We start from the raw sequence: 17,741 nt of genomic DNA, 5'->3' as shown, positions 1-17,741 counted from the left end.
GGAACGCACCGCCATGGAGCGGTGCGTTGACGTCTGGGGATGCGCCCTTTTTCCTGCTGATACAAGCTGTTACTGTAGGGACAATAAAGCCCAAGCCGCCTGGATCGGATCGCCGACTTGATACGTCCCCTCCTGCTGTCACTCAGCCTGGCCTTGAGCTTTCCCGCGGGCGCGACCATCACCGAAAGTCACGGTTACGCCCAGTTCGGCACGCTCAAGTACCCTGCCAGATTCACCCACTTCGACTGGGTCAACCCGCAAGCTCCCAAGGGAGGCACCTTGCGGGCCATGGCATTCGGCACCTTCGATACCCTCAACCCCTACACCTTCAAGGGCAGCAGTCCGGTAACCACGCCGAACTTCCTGCAGTACGGGGTCAGTGAGCTCAACGAAACCCTTATGGTCGGCACCGGCCAGTACGACCCCTCCGGCGATGAGGCGACGTCCAGCTACGGCCTGATCGCCCGCTCGGTGGAGTACAGCGAGGACCGCAGTTGGGTGGTGTTCAACCTGCGCCCCGAAGCCCGTTTTCACGATGGCAGCCCCATCACCGCGGCGGACGTCGCGTTCTCCTACCGCACCCTGCTCAAGGACGGTCACCCGATCTACCGCACCAACCTTCAGGAAGTGCAGCGGGTCGACATTCTCAACCCGCAGCGCATTCGCTTCGTCTTCAAGCGCGCCGGCAACCCCTTGCTGATCCTGCGCCTGGGCGAGATGCCGGTGCTCGCCCAGCACTATTGGAACGGCCGCGACTTCAAGGCCACTACCTTCGAGCCGCCGCTGGGCAGCGGCCCCTATCGCATCACCCAGGTGCAGCCGGGGCGACGCCTGGTGTTCGAGCGGGCCAAGGACTGGTGGGGCAAGGACCTCGCCGTCAACCGCGGCAAGTACAACTTCGACCGCGTGGAGTACGAGTTCTACCGCGATAGCGATGTGGCCTTCGAAGCCTTCAAGGCCGGCGAATTCGATATCTACATCGAGCACCAGGCGAAAAACTGGGCCAACGGTTACAACTTCCCGGCCGTGCGCCGTGGCGAGGTCATCCAGGCGCAGATCAAGCACCAGATCCCGACCCAGACCCAAGGCCTGTTCATGAACAGCCGCCGCGCCGCCTTCGCCGACCGCCGCGTGCGCCAGGCGCTGGGCCTGATGCTGGATTTCGAATGGACCAACCGCGCGCTGTTCAGCAACGCCTATCGACGCGCCACCAGCTTCTACCCCAACAGCGAATTCAGCGCCGAAGGCCTGCCTGTGGGCAAGGAGTGGCTGCTGCTGGCGCCCTACCGCGACCAGCTTCCCGCCGCACTGCTGACCCAACCCTACAGCGTCAGCCGCACCGACGGCCGAGGCATCGGCCGCGACAACCTGCGCCAGGCCCTGGAGCTACTCGGCCAGGCGGGCTGGAAGCTGTCCGGGCAGCGCCTGCTCAACAGCAACGGCCAACCACTGAAAATTGAAATCCTGCTGGTCAACCCGAACCTGGAACGCATCCTCCAGCCCTACGTGGAAAACCTCGCCAGCATCGGCATCGACGCACGCCTGCGCACGGTCGACCGCGCCCAGTACAAACAGCGACTGGATCAGTTCGACTTCGACATGATCCTGATGACCCTGACCCAGACCCTCAGCCCGGGCCTGGAACAGTGGCAGTACTTTCACTCCAGCCAGGCGACGACCAAAGGCAGCAAGAACTACGCTGGCGTGAGCAGCCCGGTGGTCGACCACCTGCTCGAAGCCCTGCTCGCCGCCCAGAGCCGCGATGACCAGGTGGCCGCCGCCCGCGCCCTGGACCGCGTACTGCTCTGGCAGCACTACATGATTCCCAACTGGTACCTCGACTATCACCGCCTGGCCTACCGCAACCGGTTCGCCTTCGTCGCCACGCCGCCCTACACCCTCGGGCTGAATAGTTGGTGGCTCACGCCTTCGGAGAACGCCCAATGATGCCAATGCCTCGTCTGCGCCAGTTGCTCGGCGGCCTGCTGCTGGCCAGCCTGAGCCTGTCGACCCTGGCCGCGCCGCAGCACGCCGTGACCCTGTACAACGAAGCGCCGAAGTACCCGGCCAACTTCAAGCATTTCGACTACGTAAACCCCGACGCACCCAAAGGCGGCACGTTCCGCCAGAACGGCTTTGGCGGCTTCGACAGCCTCAATCCGTTCATCAGCAAGGGCGTCCCGGCAGACAACATCGAGCTGATCTACGACACCCTCGCCCGCGCCAGCCTCGACGAACCCTTCACCGAATACGGACTGGTCGCACGACAGATCGAGAAAGCCCCGGACAACAGTTGGGTACGCTTCTACCTGCGCCCCGAAGCGCGCTTTCACGACGGCAAGCCGATCCGCGCGGAAGATGTCGTGTTCACCTTCAACACCCTGATCAAGAACGGCGCCCCCATGTATCGCGGCTATTACGCCGACGTGGCCGAAGTCGTCGCCGAAGACCCGCTGCGGGTGCTGTTCAAGTTCAAGCACAGCAACAACCGCGAGCTGCCGCTGATCCTCGGCCAACTGCCCGTCCTGCCGAAACACTGGTGGGAAGGCCGTGACTTCACCAAGAGCGGCCTGGAAGTCCCGGTCGGCAGCGGTCCGTACCGTGTCGCCGACGTAAAAGCCGGCCGCACGATCCGCCTTGTGCGCGACAAGGACTACTGGGGCAAGGACCTGCCCATCAACCGCGGCTTCTACAATTTCGACACCATCACCGTCGACTACTTCCGCGACAACACCGTCGCCCTCGAAGCGCTCAAGGCCGGCCAGTTCGACTACTGGTTCGAAACCAGCGCGAAGAACTGGGCCACCGCCTACAACATTCCGGCGGTGCGGGAAAAACGCCTGATCCGCGAAGAAATCCTCAACGGCACTCCGACCGGCATGCAAGGCTTCGTCTTCAACCTGCGCCGCCCGGTATTCCAGGATGTGCGGGTTCGTCAGGCACTGAGCCTGCTGCTCGACTTCGAGTGGACCAACAAGCAACTGTTCAACGGCGCCTACACCCGCACCGGCAGCTACTTCGAGAACTCCGAAATGGCCGCCAGCGGCCTGCCGGGCCCGGAAGAGCTGAAAATCCTTGAGCCGTTGCGTGGGAAAGTCCCCGAACAGGTGTTCAGCGAAGCCTTCAAAAACCCGGTAACCGACGGCAGTGGGATGATCCGCGAACAGCAGCGCCAGGCCTACAAGCTGCTGCAGGAGGCCGGCTGGCGTATCGAGAACGACAAGATGGTCGATGCCCAGGGCAAGCCGCTGACCATCGAATTCCTGTTGGCGCAGACCGAGTTCGAACGGATCCTGCTGCCCTACAAACGCAATCTCGCCGACCTCGGCATCACCCTGAACATCCGCCGGGTCGACGTCGCGGAATACATCAACCGCCTGCGCTCGCGGGACTTCGACATGATCGTCGGCGGCTTCCCGCAGTCCAACTCGCCGGGCAACGAACAGCGTGAGTTCTGGCAGAGCAGCAGCGCCGACAACCCCGGCAGCCGCAACTTCATGGGGCTCAAGGACCCGGCCGTCGACAGCCTGGTGGAATCGCTGATCAACGCCGACTCGCGGCAGAGCCTGGTGGCCCACACCCGCGCCCTTGATCGCGTGCTGCTGTGGGGCTTCTACGTTGTCCCCAACTGGCACATCAAGACCTGGCGCGTGGCCTACTGGAACCACATCGGCCACCCGGAAACGCCGCCCAAGTACGATATCGGCATCACGACCTGGTGGATCAAGCCAGAGGTGAAGCCGGCCATCCCGGTCACACCGCCGAGTGATGCGGCATCCGCGAACGGGGAGCAGTGACATGCTGGCTTACATCCTGCGGCGCCTGCTGCTGATCATTCCCACCCTGCTCGGCATCCTGATCATCAACTTCGTCATCATCCAGGCCGCACCCGGCGGCCCGGTGGAACAGATGATCGCCAAGCTCGAAGGCTTCGAGGGCGCCACCAGCCGCATCGCCGGCGGCGGTGCGGAAGTCTCGGTTGCCGGCTCCAACTACCGCGGCGCGCAGGGCCTCGACCCGGCCCTGATCCAGGAAATCGAGCGCATGTACGGCTTCGACAAGCCGGCGCCGGAACGCCTGTGGATCATGATCAAGAACTACGCCCGCCTGGACTTCGGCGACAGCTTCTTCCGCGACGCCAAGGTGGTCGACCTGATCGCCGAGAAGATGCCGGTGTCCATTTCCCTCGGGCTGTGGAGCACGCTGATCATGTACCTGGTGTCGATCCCTCTGGGCATCGCCAAGGCCACCCGCCACGGCAGCCACTTCGACGTCTGGACCAGTTCGGCGATCATCGTCGGCTACGCCATTCCCGCGTTCCTGTTCGCCATCCTGCTGATCGTCGTGTTCGCCGGCGGCAGCTACCTGGACTGGTTCCCGCTACGGGGGCTGACGTCGAGCAACTTCGACGAGCTGAGCACCACCGGCAAGATCATCGATTACTTCTGGCACCTGGCACTGCCGGTCACTGCGCTGGTCATCGGCAACTTCGCCACCATGACCCTGCTGACCAAGAACAGCTTCCTCGACGAGATCAACAAGCAGTACGTGGTCACCGCCAAGGCCAAGGGCCTGACGCCGAACCGCGTGCTCTATGGCCATGTGTTCCGCAACGCCATGCTGCTGGTGATCGCCGGCTTCCCTTCGGCCTTCATCGGCATCTTCTTCACCGGCTCGCTGCTGGTCGAGGTGATCTTCTCCCTCGACGGCCTGGGCCTGATGAGCTTCGAGGCCGCTATCAACCGCGATTACCCGGTGGTGTTCGGCACACTGTTCATCTTCACCCTGCTCGGCCTGGTGGTGAAACTGATCGGCGACCTGACGTACACCCTGGTCGACCCACGTATCGACTTCGAAAGCCGGGAGCAATGAGATGAACCTGTCCCCTCTCAATCGCCGCCGCTTCGAGCGCTTCAAGGCCAACCGCCGCGGCTGGTGGTCACTGTGGCTGTTCCTGATCCTGTTCGGACTGAGCCTCGGCGCCGAGCTGATCGCCAACGACAAACCGCTGGTCGTGCGCTACGACGGCGAGTTCTATTTCCCGGCGTTCAAGCGCTACCCGGAAACCACCTTCGGCGGCGAATTCCCGCTGGAAGCCAACTACAAGAGCCCGTACATCCGCGACCTGCTGGAGAAGAAGCAGAGCTGGGTGCTTTGGGCTCCGATCCCGTTCAGCTACCAGAGCATCAACTACGACCTGAAAGTCCCGGCGCCCGCCCCGCCGTCCGCGCAGAACTGGCTGGGCACCGACGACCAGGGCCGCGATGTGCTGGCGCGAGTGATCTACGGCTTCCGCATCTCGGTGCTGTTCGCCCTGACCCTGACCATTCTCAGCTCCATCATCGGCGTGATTGCCGGTGCATTGCAGGGCTTCTATGGCGGCTGGGTGGACCTAGCCGGGCAGCGCTTCCTGGAAATCTGGTCAGGCCTGCCGGTGCTCTACCTGCTGATCATTCTCGCCAGCTTCGTCCAGCCCAACTTCTGGTGGTTGCTGGGGATCATGCTGCTGTTCTCCTGGATGAGCCTGGTGGACGTGGTCCGCGCCGAGTTCCTGCGCGGACGCAACCTGGAATATGTCCGCGCCGCGCGGGCGCTGGGCATGCAGAACGCCGCAATCATGTACCGGCACATCCTGCCGAACGCCATGGTCTCGACCATGACCTTCATGCCCTTCATTCTCACTGGCGCCATTGGCACCCTGACCGCACTGGACTTCCTCGGCTTCGGCCTGCCGGCCGGCTCGCCATCCCTGGGCGAGTTGGTATCCCAGGGCAAGTCCAACCTGCAGGCGCCCTGGCTCGGTATCAGCGCCTTCGCCGTCCTGGCCGTGATGCTCAGCCTGCTGGTATTCATCGGCGAGTCCGCCCGCGATGCCTTCGACCCGAGGAAATGAAATGAACAAGGACACCTTGATCGAAGTACGCGACCTTGCCGTCGAGTTCGTCACCGGCTCGCAGCAGCAACGAGTGGTGGAAAACATCAGCTTCGATATCCGCCGCGGCGAGACCCTTGCCCTGGTCGGCGAAAGCGGCTCGGGCAAGTCGGTCACCGCGCACTCGATCCTGCGCCTGCTGCCATACCCGCTGGCACGCCACCCCTCCGGCAGCATTCGTTACGAGGGCCAAGACCTGCTGCACCTGGATGAGAAGAAGATGCGCCACATCCGTGGCAACCGCATCGCGATGATCTTCCAGGAACCGATGACCTCGCTGAACCCGCTGCACAACATCGAGAAGCAGATCAACGAAGTGCTCATGCTGCACAAGGGGCTGCGTGGCAAGGAAGCGACCGCGCGGACCCTGGAATTGCTGGAGCTGGTCGGCATTCCCGAGCCGGCCAAGCGCCTCAAGGCCCTGCCCCACGAGCTGTCCGGTGGCCAGCGGCAACGGGTGATGATCGCCATGGCCCTGGCCAACGAGCCGGAACTGCTGATCGCCGATGAGCCGACCACTGCCCTGGACGTCACCGTCCAACTGAAAATCCTCGAATTGCTCAAGCGTTTGCAGGCAAAGCTGGGCATGGCGCTGTTACTGATCAGTCACGATTTGAACCTGGTGAAAAGAATTGCACACCGCGTATGTGTCATGCAGCGCGGTTGCATCGTCGAACAGGCGTCGTGTGACGAACTGTTTCGCGCTCCGCAGCATCCGTATACGCAAATGCTGCTCGGCGCCGAGCCTAGCGGCACGCCTGCCGCCAACCCGGTTGGCCCGCCGCTGCTGGAGGTCGAGGACCTGCGCGTCTGGTTCCCGATCAAGAAGGGGTTCCTGCGCAAGACCGTCGATTACGTCAAGGCAGTGGACGGCATCAACTTCAGCCTGCCTCAGGGTCAGACCCTGGGCATCGTGGGCGAAAGTGGTTCCGGCAAGTCTACGCTGGGTCTGGCAATCCTGCGGTTGATCGCCAGCAAGGGCGCCATCCGCTTCGAGGGCCAGGCCTTGGACTGTATGACGCAACAACAGGTGCGGCCGCTGCGGCGGCAGATGCAGGTGGTCTTCCAGGACCCCTTCGGCAGCCTGAGCCCGCGCATGTGCGTGGGTGACATCGTCGGAGAGGGCCTGCGCATTCATCGGATAGGCACGGAGGCGGAACAGGAAGAAGCCATCATGGAGGCACTGAGGGAAGTAGGTCTGGACCCGGAAACCCGGCACCGCTACCCTCACGAGTTTTCCGGAGGCCAGCGACAAAGGATTGCCATTGCCCGTGCACTGGTATTGAAACCGGCGCTGATACTGCTGGACGAGCCCACTTCGGCGCTCGACCGGACCGTTCAGCGCCAGGTGGTGGAACTGCTGCGTGCGCTGCAGACCAAGTACAACCTGACTTACCTGTTCATCAGCCACGATCTGGCGGTGGTCAAGGTGCTGAGCCACCAACTGATGGTGGTCAAGCAGGGTCAGGTGGTGGAACAAGGTCCGGCTGCGGGTATTTTCGCCGAACCACAACATCCCTACACACAGCAGTTGCTGGAGGCCGCTTTCCTGGCTCCCACAGCTGTCGATATAACCTGAATGAGGAACAACACATGGGTTTTCTCGCTGGTAAGCGCGTACTGATCGTCGGTGTCGCAAGCAAGCTGTCCATCGCATCCGGCATCGCTGCCGCCATGCATCGCGAGGGTGCAGAACTCGCCTTCACCTACCAGAACGAAAAGCTCAAGGCCCGCGTCGAAGAGTTCGCCGCTGGTTGGGGCTCCAACCCAGAGCTGTGCTTCCCTTGTGACGTTGCCAACGATGACGACATCGCCAGCGTCTTCGAAGCTCTGAGCAAGAAGTGGGACGGCCTGGACTGCATCGTGCACTCCGTAGGCTTCGCGCCGGGCGACCAGCTCAACGGCGACTTCACCGAAGTCACCACCCGCGAAGGCTTCCGCATCGCCCACGATATCAGCGCCTACAGCTTCGTCGCCCTGGCCAAGGCCGGTCGTGAACTGATGAAAGGCCGCAATGGCAGCCTGCTGACCCTGTCGTACCTGGGCGCCGAGCGCACCATGCCGAACTACAACGTCATGGGCATGGCCAAAGCCAGCCTGGAAGCCGGTGTACGCTACCTGGCCGGCAGCCTCGGCCCGGAAGGCACACGCGTCAACGCCATTTCCGCCGGCCCGATCCGCACCCTGGCGGCTTCCGGCATCAAGAGCTTCCGCAAAATGCTGGCCGCCAACGAAGCGCAGACCCCACTGCGCCGCAATGTCACCATCGAGGAAGTCGGCAACGCCGGCGCGTTCCTCTGCTCCGACCTGGCGTCGGGTGTCAGCGGTGAAATCATGTACGTGGACGGTGGCTTCAACACCACCGCCATGGGCGACATCTCGGAGTAATTCTCCGGGAACGGAAAAGGCCGCTGATGCGGCCTTTTCTTTTGCCCGTAAATAACCAATCGGGGCACGCGCTGCATGTTCCGCAGACATGAAAAAGGCCGCATCAGCGGCCTTTTTCAATAGCGCAACAGCACTCAGTAACGCGTGATTTCCGCGTTGGCTTCCAGCTGCTTGCGGTAAGCCGCGAAGTCCTGCTGGCCGGCACGGGAAGCGAGGTAGCGGCGGTACTGGCCCTTCTCCTCTTCGCTCGCCGCAGTGCCTTCGTTGACGCCGTTCAGGCGCAGCACAACGACACTACCGTCAGCCAGGATGACGCTGGAGTAAACCGGCTTGTCCTTGGCCTCAGGCTTGCTCATGCGGAACAGCGCCTGCAGAGCAACCGGATCGATACCGTCCTGGCTGCGGGAGACCGCTTCCTGGACCTTCCACGCCTGACCGTCCTGCACCGGCTGGTAAGCGATCTTGCCATCGCTCAGGCCAGCCATCAGGGCCTCGGTCTTGGCTTTCAGCGCGGCAGTGGCCTGCTCGCGAGCCAGGTGAGCACGGATGGCATCGGAAACGGCTTCCAATGGCAGTTGCTCAGGCTTGCGATGCTCCTTGGCACGGATAACCACAATGGTTTCCGGGTCCAGCTCGATAGCCGAGCTGTTGGAGCCCTCGTCCAGCACTTCCGGGCTGAACGCTGCCTGGATCACTTGACGATTGGCAGCAATGCCGTCGCCACCTTCACGGCCGAAAGGCTGCGAGGTCTGCACTTTCAAGCCCAGGTCCTGGGCCGGTTGGGCCAGGTCAGAGGCTTCGAACGCCGAGTCTTCCAGTTGCTTGGTGACTTCAACAAAGCGCTGCTCGACCTGCTGGGTCTTCAGCTCGCGGCTCAGCTTGTCCTTCAGACTGGCGAAGGTCGGCACTTCTGGCGCCTGCACATCCACCAGCTTGATCAGGTGGAAGCCGAACTCGGTACGCACAGGCGCGGAAACCTGACCCTTGTTCAACGCATACAGCGCGTCTTCGAAGGCTGGATCGTAGACGCCCTTGCCGGCGTAACCCAGGTCACCACCGCTGTTGGCCGAGCCAGGATCCTGCGAGAACTCCTTGGCCAGCGCCGCGAAGTCTTCACCCTTGGCCAGACGCTGCTGGATTTCTTCGATGCGGGCCTTGGCCTTGGCCTCGTCCTGCTTGTCGTTGACTTCCACCAGAATGTGCGCGGCATGGCGCTGTTCGGCGAGGTTGGCGATTTCTTTCTGGTACAGATCCTGAAGCTCGTTTTCGTCGACATTGACCTGGTCGAAGTACGCGGACTTCTTCAGCTCGATGTAGTCGATGACCACCTGGTCCGGGCTCATGAACTCCTTGGCGTGCTCGTCGTAATGCGCCTTGATCTGTTCATCGGTGACCTTGCTCGCTGCAGGGTCGGCCTTGAAGGTCAGCGAAGCGAAATCACGGGTCTGCTTTTCGAGGCGAGCGAACGCTTCAACTTGCGAGTCGGTAACGAAACCACTGCCCGCCAGACCAGCGCGCAGTTGGCCAATCAGCATTTCCTGAGCGAGCATTTCGCGGAACTGCAGACGGCCATAGCCCAGTTGACGAATGACCTGGTCGAAACGCTCGGGGCTGAACTTGCCGTCCGCCTGGAACTCGGGCGTTTGCAGGATCACCTGATCCAGCGCGGCTTCGGAGAAGGAGAACTTGGCATCGCGGGCGCCCTGAAGCAGCAGTTGCCGCTCGATCAAGCCCTTGAGCGCAGCTTCGCGCAGCATCTTGTCGTCAAGCAGGGAGGCGTCGAAGTCCTTGCCCAGTCGTTGCATCAGTTGCCGACGTTGCGTGTCGACAGCCTGGCTCAGCTCGTTCTGGCTGATGGTGTCACCGTTGACCTTGGCAGCATCCTTGTTGTGGTTGACGGCCTGGAAGATGGCGTCAAAGCCGGTCAGCGCCATCAGTACCACGATGACACCGATGATGGTCTTGGCAATCCAACCTTGTGAATTGTCCCTGATATTCTGCAGCATGCGTCCCCCAGAAACGGCTGTGTCAAAAGCACAACCGCGGAGCGTGGGTAGAGTCCTGATAGAAGAAAGGCGCATCCGGGGATGCGCCTTCTCGTAACGCGCGAAGCAGGCGAATTGTTGATCGCTCGTGCTTCACAAGCGGGCTGGCCGCGAGGGCCATTCCAGCCAGGCGAAAACCTGAAGAGAACGTCTTAGTTGACGGCTTCTTTCAGCGCCTTGCCGGCCTTGAAGCCAGGCTTCTTGGCAGCAGGGATTTCCAGAGTCTTGCCGGTTTGCGGGTTGCGGCCGGTACGAGCAGGACGATCGGTTACCGAGAAGGTACCGAAACCTACCAGAACCACCGAGTCACCGTCCTTCAGGGCGCCAGTGACAGATTCGATGACTGCATCCAGCGCACGGCCGGCAACAGCTTTCGGGATATCAGCAGATGCAGCGATAGCGTCAATCAGTTCCGACTTGTTCACTCTAAGTCCCCTTATATCTCTATTGAGTTTGTTTCTAACTATGTAATGGAAAAGCTTAAACAACTGCCGAGTGGCCTGTGACACTTAAGTGCCTTTTACGACAAGGACCTTGAAAACGGTCAGCGAGGCCACCCCGCTAAATACTTACTAATGTGTGCTGATTCGTTCCTTGGAATCACTGTCGCGTTTTTCATCCTTGGCGACAATCTCAGGAGCCACATCCGGCAAGGGCTCCGGGGCGTATTGCAGCGCAATTTGGAGGACTTCGTCAATCCATTTGACAGGTTTAATCTGAAGATCCTGCTTAATATTGTCAGGAATTTCTTTCAGATCACGAACGTTCTCTTCCGGAATGATCACTGTCTTGATTCCACCACGGTGAGCAGCGAGCAATTTCTCCTTCAAACCACCAATCGCCAGCACCTGACCACGCAGCGTGATTTCACCTGTCATGGCGACATCAGCACGCACCGGAATCTGCGTCAGCGCGGAAACCAGGGCCGTGCACATGCCGACACCAGCACTCGGACCATCTTTGGGCGTCGCACCTTCAGGCATGTGGATATGGGTGTCGCGCTTCTCGTGGAAGTCCGCGGGAATCCCCAGGCTCTTCGCCCGGCTGCGAACCACGGTTTGCGCGGCGGTGATCGACTCGACCATCACATCACCCAGCGAACCGGTCTTGATCAGCTGACCTTTGCCCGGTACCACGGCAGCTTCGATAGTCAGCAACTCGCCGCCCACCTGGGTCCAGGCCAGCCCGGTGACCTGCCCTACCTGATCCTGCTGCTCGGCAAGGCCGTAACGGAACTTGCGCACACCCAGGAAGTGTTCCAGGCGGTCACTACCGACCTTGACCCCAACCTGTTTCTGCCCTGCGTGCTCCTTGACCACCTTGCGGCAGATCTTGGCAATCTGGCGCTCCAGGCCACGCACACCGGCTTCACGGGTGTAGTAGCGAACGATGTCGCGGATCGCCGCCACGTCGACTTCCAGCTCGGCCTTCTTCAGACCGTTGGCCTTGATCTGCTTCGGCAGCAGGTACTTGACCGCGATGTTGATCTTCTCGTCTTCGGTGTAGCCCGGCAGACGGATCACTTCCATCCGGTCGAGCAGCGCCGGCGGGATGTTCATCGAGTTGGACGTGCACAGGAACATCACATCGGAAAGGTCGTAGTCGACTTCCAGATAGTGGTCGTTGAAGTTGTGGTTCTGCTCGGGATCGAGCACTTCCAGCAAGGCGGAGGCCGGATCGCCACGCATGTCGCTGCCCATCTTGTCGATTTCATCGAGCAGGAACAGTGGGTTGCGTACGCCAACCTTGGTCATCTTCTGGATCAGGCGGCCCGGCATCGAACCGATATAGGTGCGACGGTGACCACGAATTTCAGCCTCGTCACGCACGCCACCCAGGGCCATGCGCACGAACTTGCGGTTGGTGGCGCTGGCAATGGACTCAGCCAGGGATGTCTTGCCGACACCGGGCGGACCCACCAGGCACAGCACAGGACCGCGAATTTTCTTCACGCGCTTCTGCACGGCGAGGTACTCAAGGATGCGCTCCTTGACCTCATCCAGCCCGTAGTGGTCGGCATCGAGAATTTCTTCGGCCTTGGCCAGATCAAGACGGACCTTGCTCTGGGCCTTCCACGGCACTTGCACCAGCCAGTCGAGGTACGAACGCACCACGGTAGCCTCAGCCGACATCGGCGACATCTGCTTGAGCTTGTTCAGCTCGGCCTGAGCCTTGGTGTACGCGTCTTTCGGCAGGCCAGCAGCCTCGAGGCGCTTCTTCAGTTCCTCGATTTCATTGTGGCCTTCGTCACCATCACCCAGCTCTTTCTGAATGGCCTTCATCTGCTCATTCAGGTAGTACTCGCGCTGGCTACGCTCCATCTGTTTCTTGACGCGGCCACGAATGCGCTTCTCGACCTGCAGCAGATCGATCTCGGCATCCAGCAACGCGAGCACATGCTCAACGCGGGCGGCCAGGTCGATGATTTCGAGAATTTCCTGCTTCTGCTCGATCTTCAGCGCCATGTGGGCGGCCATGGTATCGACCAGGCGGCCCGGCTCATCGATGCTGTTGAGCGACGACAGTACTTCAGCCGGGACCTTCTTGCCCAACTGCACATATTGTTCGAACTGGGAAAGCAGACTGCGGACGAAAACTTCGGACTCGCGATCAGCCGCATCGACCTCATCGATCAGGGCGACATCAGCGCGGATATGACCGTCTACCTCGACAAAGCGCTCGACCGAACCACGCTGCTCGCCTTCGACCAGCACCTTGACGGTGCCATCGGGCAGTTTCAGCAACTGGAGGACGGTAGCGATGGTGCCGACGCGATAGAGGGCGTCTTCACCCGGATCATCATCGGCGGGGTTCTTCTGAGCCAGCAAAAGGATTTGCTTCTCACCTGTCATCGCGGCCTCAAGGGCCTCGATCGACTTTTCACGTCCCACGAACAGCGGGATGACCATGTGCGGGTAAACAACGACATCGCGCAATGGCAAAAGAGGCAAGTCGAGGGTTGTCTTCATGATTTCGCCTCTACAGCGGCCATATGGCCGTAATCCGATGGAAATTTGAGCTTGGGGTTAATGTGGGGGCAGCCCCGGAAAAAAACAAGCTCTGCAACAGGAAAAGCAAAGGGGCCCGTAGGCCCCTTGCATGTTTCGCTGCGTTGCCGGACTCAGGCGTCTGGCGCGGCTTTGGCTTGCGGCTCGCTGTTCTCGTAGATCAGCAGCGGCTGCGAAGTACCCTCGATGACGCTCTCATCGATAACCACCTTGCTGACATCCTTCTGCGAAGGAATCTCGTACATGGTGTCGAGCAGAATGCCTTCCAGGATCGAACGCAGGCCACGAGCACCGGTCTTGCGCTCCAGTGCCTTGCGGGCAACCGATTTGAGCGCATCGCTGCGGAACTCGAGGTCCACACCTTCCATCTCGAACAACTTGCCATATTGCTTGGTCAAGGCGTTCTTCGGCTCGGTCAGAATCTGCATCAATGCGGCTTCATCCAGCTCGTCAAGCGTTGCCAGGACCGGCAGACGACCCACGAACTCAGGAATCAGACCGAACTTGACCAGATCGTCCGGCTCGACTTCACGCAGCGACTCGCCAACCTTCTTGCCCTCTTCCTTGCTACGGACTTCAGCACCAAAGCCGATACCGCCGCGAGTAGAGCGCTGCTGGATGACCTTCTCCAGACCGGAGAATGCACCACCACAGATGAACAGGATGTTGCGCGTATCGACCTGCAGGAATTCCTGCTGCGGATGCTTGCGGCCACCTTGTGGTGGAACCGAAGCAACGGTGCCTTCGATCAGCTTGAGCAAGGCCTGCTGCACGCCTTCACCCGAAACATCACGAGTAATCGACGGGTTATCGGACTTGCGCGAAATCTTGTCGATTTCATCGATGTAGACAATACCCATCTGGGCTTTCTCTACGTCGTAATCACACTTTTGCAGCAACTTCTGAATGATGTTCTCAACGTCTTCGCCCACATAACCGGCTTCGGTCAGCGTGGTAGCGTCAGCGATGGTGAAGGGCACATTCAGCAGACGAGCGAGGGTTTCAGCGAGCAAGGTCTTGCCCGAACCCGTTGGGCCGATGAGCAGGATGTTGCTCTTGCCCAATTCAACCTCGTCGCCCTTTTTGTCACGTTGATTCAGGCGCTTGTAGTGGTTGTATACCGCTACAGCCAGAACCTTTTTCGCACGCTCCTGACCAATGACGTACTGGTCCAGGATGCCGCTGATTTCTTTCGGCGAAGGCAATTTATGCGCACTGCTTTCGGCCTGGGCTTCCTGCACCTCCTCACGGATGATGTCATTGCACAGGTCGACGCACTCGTCGCAGATAAATACCGAGGGGCCGGCAATCAACTTGCGCACTTCATGCTGGCTTTTGCCGCAGAAGGAGCAATAGAGCAATTTGCCGTTGTCCTCGCCGTTACGGGTGTCAGTCATTCGATCGATCCAATCCGGTAGGCTTGCAACACAAGATGAAGGCAATTGCGGGCTTTTTCAAGTCCGCAGGTAGGCGCTTTCCGCGCCTACCTGCTCTGGGGACCCGGGATCAGGACACCAGTTGCCGCTTGTCGTAGACCGAGTCGATCAGGCCGTACTCGGCTGCGCGCGAGGCGCTCATGAAGTTGTCGCGCTCGGTATCACGCTTGATGGTTTCCAGCTCCTGGCCCGTGTGATGAGCCAGCAGCTCATTCAGGCGCGCCTTGATGCTGAGAATTTCCTGGGCGTGGATCTCGATATCGGTCGCCTGACCCTGGAAGCCGCCCAGCGGCTGGTGAATCATCACCCGCGAGTTTGGCAGGCAGTGGCGCTTGCCAGCGGCACCGGCCGCCAACAGGAAGGCGCCCATGCTGCAGGCCTGGCCAATGCAGATAGTCGAGACGTCCGGCTTGATGAACTGCATGGTGTCGTAGATCGACATACCGGCAGTCACCGACCCGCCTGGGGAGTTGATGTAGAGATGGATATCCTTGTCCGGGTTTTCCGCTTCAAGGAACAGCAGTTGCGCCACAACCAGGTTGGCCATGTAGTCCTCTACAGGACCCACCAGGAAGATCACACGCTCCTTCAACAGGCGCGAGTAAATGTCATAGGCGCGTTCGCCACGGGCGGACTGCTCGATAACCATCGGGACCAGGCCGCCTGCGGCCTGGATGTCAGAGCTCTGCTGAATATAAGAATTGCGGGACATGTCCTGCACTCACTCCCAAATAGTCGTGGCTTGAATACGCACAAGCCAGCGCGAAGGCTGGCTTGTGGGGTTTTCCTACGAAGGAGGAAATCACTCAGCGTCGGCAGGTGCCTGTGCTGGTTTGACGGCCTCTTCGTACGAGACCGATTTGTCGGTCACAGTCGCTTTCTGCAGGACAGTATCTACAACTTGTTCTTCCAGCACAACCGAACGAACTTCGTTCAGTTGCTGGTCGTTCTTGTAGTACCAAGCCACGACCTGCTCAGGCTCCTGGTAGGCCGAAGCCATTTCCTGGATCAGCTCGCGAACGCGATCTTCGTCTGGCTTCAGCTCGTTCTGCTTGACCACTTCAGCGACGATCAGACCCAGCACGACGCGGCGCTTGGCTTGCTCTTCGAACAGCTCGGCCGGCAGTTGCTCAGGTTTGATGTTGCCACCGAACTGCTGTACGGCTTGAACGCGCAGGCGGTTCACTTCGTTTTCCAGCAGGGCTTTCGGCACTTCGACCGGGTTGGCAGCCAGCAGGCCGTCCATTACCTGGTTCTTGACCTTGGTCTTGATGGCCTGACGCAGTTCACGCTCCATGTTCTTGCGAACTTCGGTGCGGAAACCTTCCAGACCGGTTTCCTTGATACCGAACTGAGCGAAGAACTCTTCGGTCAGCTCAGGCAGCTTCGGCTCGGAAACGCTGTTGACGGTAACAGTGAACTCGGCGGTTTTGCCAGCCAGGTCCAGGTTCTGATAGTCCTCAGGGAAGGTCAGGTTGAGCACACGCTCTTCACCAGCCTTGGCGCCAACCAGACCTTCTTCGAAGCCCGGGATCATGCGGCCGGAACCCAGAACCAGCTGGGTACCCTGGGCCGAACCGCCAGCGAAGGCTTCGCCGTCGATCTTGCCAACGAAATCGATGGTCAGCTGGTCTTCGTTCTGGGCAGCGCGCTCGGCCACTTCAAAACGGGTGTTCTGCTTGCGCAGCACTTCCAGCATGTTGTCCAGGTCGGCGTCGGTCACATCGGCGCTCAGGCGCTCGACAGCGATCGAGTCGAAACCGGCAACAGTGAACTCAGGGAAGACTTCGAAAGTGGCGACGTATTCCAGGTCCTTGCCTTTTTCGAAGACTTTTGGCTCGACGGCAGGGGCGCCAGCCGGGTTCAGCTTCTGCTCGACAACAGCTTCATAGAAGGTGGCCTGGATCAGGTCGCCCAGGGCTTCCTGACGGGCTGCATCTTCGTAGCGCTGACGGATCACGCTCATTGGCACCTTGCCAGGACGGAAACCTGGGACCTTGGCGCGACGGGCAGTCTGTTGCAGACGCTTGTTGACTTCGGTCTCGATGCGCTCGGCTGGAACGCCGATGGTCATGCGGCGCTCGAGAGCGGAAGTATTTTCAACAGAAACTTGCATGGATATTCCTCGTTGCACAGACGTTAGCCGGCGAAACCCGACTCCAGAATCAAGGGCAAGCATTCTAGTAGCTCACACACCAGAAGTCACCCTGTTCGACCCGGAGGCAAATGGCGCCGGCTCTCATGATTTTCGACAATGGCCGGACAGCGGCGGAACAGACCTGCAACGCCCGCGAAACAAGGATTCTCCACCCCACTCGCGAGCGCTGTGCGGATCTGCGTCAACTCTCCGGCGAAACAATTCAACGTATCAGGAAGCAGGACCATCGATCTCGTTGAAATCGCAGTACTCTTCCCAGCTCATTCCCAACGCCTCGGCCACCTCGCGATGAACTTCCAGGCGCATGACCTGAAGTTCTTCTGGCGACTCGGCGATAAGACGCAAGGTCAGCTCCCAAGGCTCGATACCCTGCTCTTGGGCTTCATCTTCAAATGCCCACTGGATCTGTTGCTGCTGCTCGGACTCGCTCAGCGCGGCAATCTCCGCCAGCAACTGTGGATTGGCCTGAATGAAGCGCTCCAGCGCAACCGCCTGCCGGGACTCTTTCGCAATCATCTTTCCATCCGCCCGCCGACTCACCGGCATTTTGTCAACCGGCTGAAATCTATCAGCTTTTGTTCAGGTCTTGCTAGTCATGGGACCCGGCAGGAACCGCAACAAACAGCAGTAATAAAGGAAGCGAAGGACGGAAAAAGAAAAAGGCCGCTCAAGGCGGCCTTTTTTTGAAGTTTCGCGGCATTCAGCGGAAGGCGGCGAAACTAAAGATGGTGCGGACGAAGAGACTCGAACTCATCAACTAATAGCAGCATCGCT

At 60.3% G+C, this 17,741-nt stretch carries 13 protein-coding genes; 6 read left to right on the top strand and 7 right to left on the bottom strand.

What is annotated here, in order from left to right; translation table 11 throughout:
• The first annotated feature begins 117 nt into the window (after window positions 1–117).
• Genes CKW37_RS26820 through fabI form a run of 6 tightly spaced genes read left to right on the top strand, consistent with a single transcriptional unit; the run spans window position 118 to window position 8,320 of the window.
• Window positions 118–1,947, top strand: coding sequence for an extracellular solute-binding protein (locus tag CKW37_RS26820; RefSeq protein ID WP_177454485.1), 1,830 nt, complete (start codon window positions 118–120; stop codon window positions 1,945–1,947).
• Window positions 1,944–3,797 carry an extracellular solute-binding protein gene (locus CKW37_RS26815; protein WP_095159214.1) on the top strand — a complete coding sequence of 618 codons (1,854 nt, stop codon included), beginning with the start codon at window positions 1,944–1,946 and terminating at the stop codon, window positions 3,795–3,797. Before CKW37_RS26820 ends, CKW37_RS26815 begins: the two co-directional genes overlap by 4 nt.
• Window position 3,798: 1 nt before the next feature.
• On the top strand, window positions 3,799–4,872 hold the full coding sequence (locus CKW37_RS26810) for a microcin C ABC transporter permease YejB (RefSeq protein WP_095159213.1): 1,074 nt from the start codon (window positions 3,799–3,801) through the stop codon (window positions 4,870–4,872).
• Window position 4,873: 1 nt separating this feature from the next.
• Window positions 4,874–5,893, top strand: coding sequence for an ABC transporter permease (locus tag CKW37_RS26805; protein ID WP_095159212.1), 1,020 nt, complete (start codon window positions 4,874–4,876; stop codon window positions 5,891–5,893).
• Between the two features lies 1 nt (window position 5,894).
• Entirely contained in the window at window positions 5,895–7,511 is a 1,617-nt protein-coding gene (locus tag CKW37_RS26800) for an ABC transporter ATP-binding protein (protein WP_095159211.1), read from the top strand.
• A 14-nt stretch (window positions 7,512–7,525) separates the two neighbouring features.
• A complete protein-coding gene (gene fabI / locus CKW37_RS26795) occupies window positions 7,526–8,320 on the top strand; it encodes an enoyl-ACP reductase FabI (RefSeq protein WP_095159210.1) in 795 nt (264 codons plus the stop codon).
• Between the two features lie 134 nt (window positions 8,321–8,454).
• Here the strand turns inward: fabI and CKW37_RS26790 are convergent, their stop codons facing one another.
• The 7 genes from CKW37_RS26790 to CKW37_RS26760 all read right to left on the bottom strand — a co-directional run bounded on the left by CKW37_RS26790 (window position 8,455) and on the right by CKW37_RS26760 (window position 17,483).
• Window positions 8,455–10,326 carry a SurA N-terminal domain-containing protein gene (locus tag CKW37_RS26790; RefSeq protein ID WP_095159209.1) on the bottom strand — a complete coding sequence of 624 codons (1,872 nt, stop codon included), beginning with the start codon at window positions 10,324–10,326 and terminating at the stop codon, window positions 8,455–8,457.
• Between the two features lie 191 nt (window positions 10,327–10,517).
• On the bottom strand, window positions 10,518–10,790 hold the full coding sequence (locus tag CKW37_RS26785; protein ID WP_095159208.1) for an HU family DNA-binding protein: 273 nt from the start codon (window positions 10,788–10,790) through the stop codon (window positions 10,518–10,520).
• Between the two features lie 147 nt (window positions 10,791–10,937).
• On the bottom strand, window positions 10,938–13,334 hold the full coding sequence (gene lon / locus CKW37_RS26780) for an endopeptidase La (protein ID WP_095159207.1): 2,397 nt from the start codon (window positions 13,332–13,334) through the stop codon (window positions 10,938–10,940).
• 152 nt (window positions 13,335–13,486) lie between these two features.
• Entirely contained in the window at window positions 13,487–14,770 is a 1,284-nt protein-coding gene (clpX, locus tag CKW37_RS26775) for an ATP-dependent Clp protease ATP-binding subunit ClpX (protein WP_095159206.1), read from the bottom strand.
• Window positions 14,771–14,879: 109 nt separating this feature from the next.
• A complete protein-coding gene (gene clpP / locus CKW37_RS26770; protein ID WP_095159205.1) occupies window positions 14,880–15,521 on the bottom strand; it encodes an ATP-dependent Clp endopeptidase proteolytic subunit ClpP in 642 nt (213 codons plus the stop codon).
• A gap of 90 nt (window positions 15,522–15,611) precedes the next feature.
• Window positions 15,612–16,925 (bottom strand): trigger factor, encoded by a 1,314-nt coding sequence (tig, locus tag CKW37_RS26765; RefSeq protein WP_095159204.1) that lies wholly within the window; start codon window positions 16,923–16,925, stop codon window positions 15,612–15,614.
• Window positions 16,926–17,177: 252 nt separating this feature from the next.
• Window positions 17,178–17,483: a DUF6388 family protein gene (locus CKW37_RS26760; protein WP_095159203.1), complete on the bottom strand. Its 306-nt coding sequence runs from the start codon at window positions 17,481–17,483 to the stop codon at window positions 17,178–17,180.
• Window positions 17,484–17,741: the final 258 nt, after the last annotated feature.

The sequence above is a fragment of the Pseudomonas sp. Irchel 3E13 genome (assembly GCF_900187455.1).
Classification (GTDB): Bacteria; Pseudomonadota; Gammaproteobacteria; order Pseudomonadales; family Pseudomonadaceae; genus Aquipseudomonas.
Note: the sequence above shows the minus strand (reverse complement) of the source record. Positions and strands in the feature narration are given on the sequence as shown.

Coding starts and splice junctions, on each gene's coding strand:
- CKW37_RS26815 (WP_095159214.1), top strand. CDS start 1,944: ATGATGCCAATGCCTCGTCTGCGCCAGTTGCTCGGCGGCCTGCTGCTG.
- CKW37_RS26810 (WP_095159213.1), top strand. CDS start 3,799: ATGCTGGCTTACATCCTGCGGCGCCTGCTGCTGATCATTCCCACCCTG.
- CKW37_RS26805 (WP_095159212.1), top strand. CDS start 4,874: ATGAACCTGTCCCCTCTCAATCGCCGCCGCTTCGAGCGCTTCAAGGCC.
- CKW37_RS26800 (WP_095159211.1), top strand. CDS start 5,895: ATGAACAAGGACACCTTGATCGAAGTACGCGACCTTGCCGTCGAGTTC.
- fabI (WP_095159210.1), top strand. CDS start 7,526: ATGGGTTTTCTCGCTGGTAAGCGCGTACTGATCGTCGGTGTCGCAAGC.
- CKW37_RS26790 (WP_095159209.1), bottom strand. CDS start 10,326: ATGCTGCAGAATATCAGGGACAATTCACAAGGTTGGATTGCCAAGACC.
- lon (WP_095159207.1), bottom strand. CDS start 13,334: ATGAAGACAACCCTCGACTTGCCTCTTTTGCCATTGCGCGATGTCGTT.
- clpX (WP_095159206.1), bottom strand. CDS start 14,770: ATGACTGACACCCGTAACGGCGAGGACAACGGCAAATTGCTCTATTGC.
- clpP (WP_095159205.1), bottom strand. CDS start 15,521: ATGTCCCGCAATTCTTATATTCAGCAGAGCTCTGACATCCAGGCCGCA.
- tig (WP_095159204.1), bottom strand. CDS start 16,925: ATGCAAGTTTCTGTTGAAAATACTTCCGCTCTCGAGCGCCGCATGACC.
- CKW37_RS26760 (WP_095159203.1), bottom strand. CDS start 17,483: ATGATTGCGAAAGAGTCCCGGCAGGCGGTTGCGCTGGAGCGCTTCATT.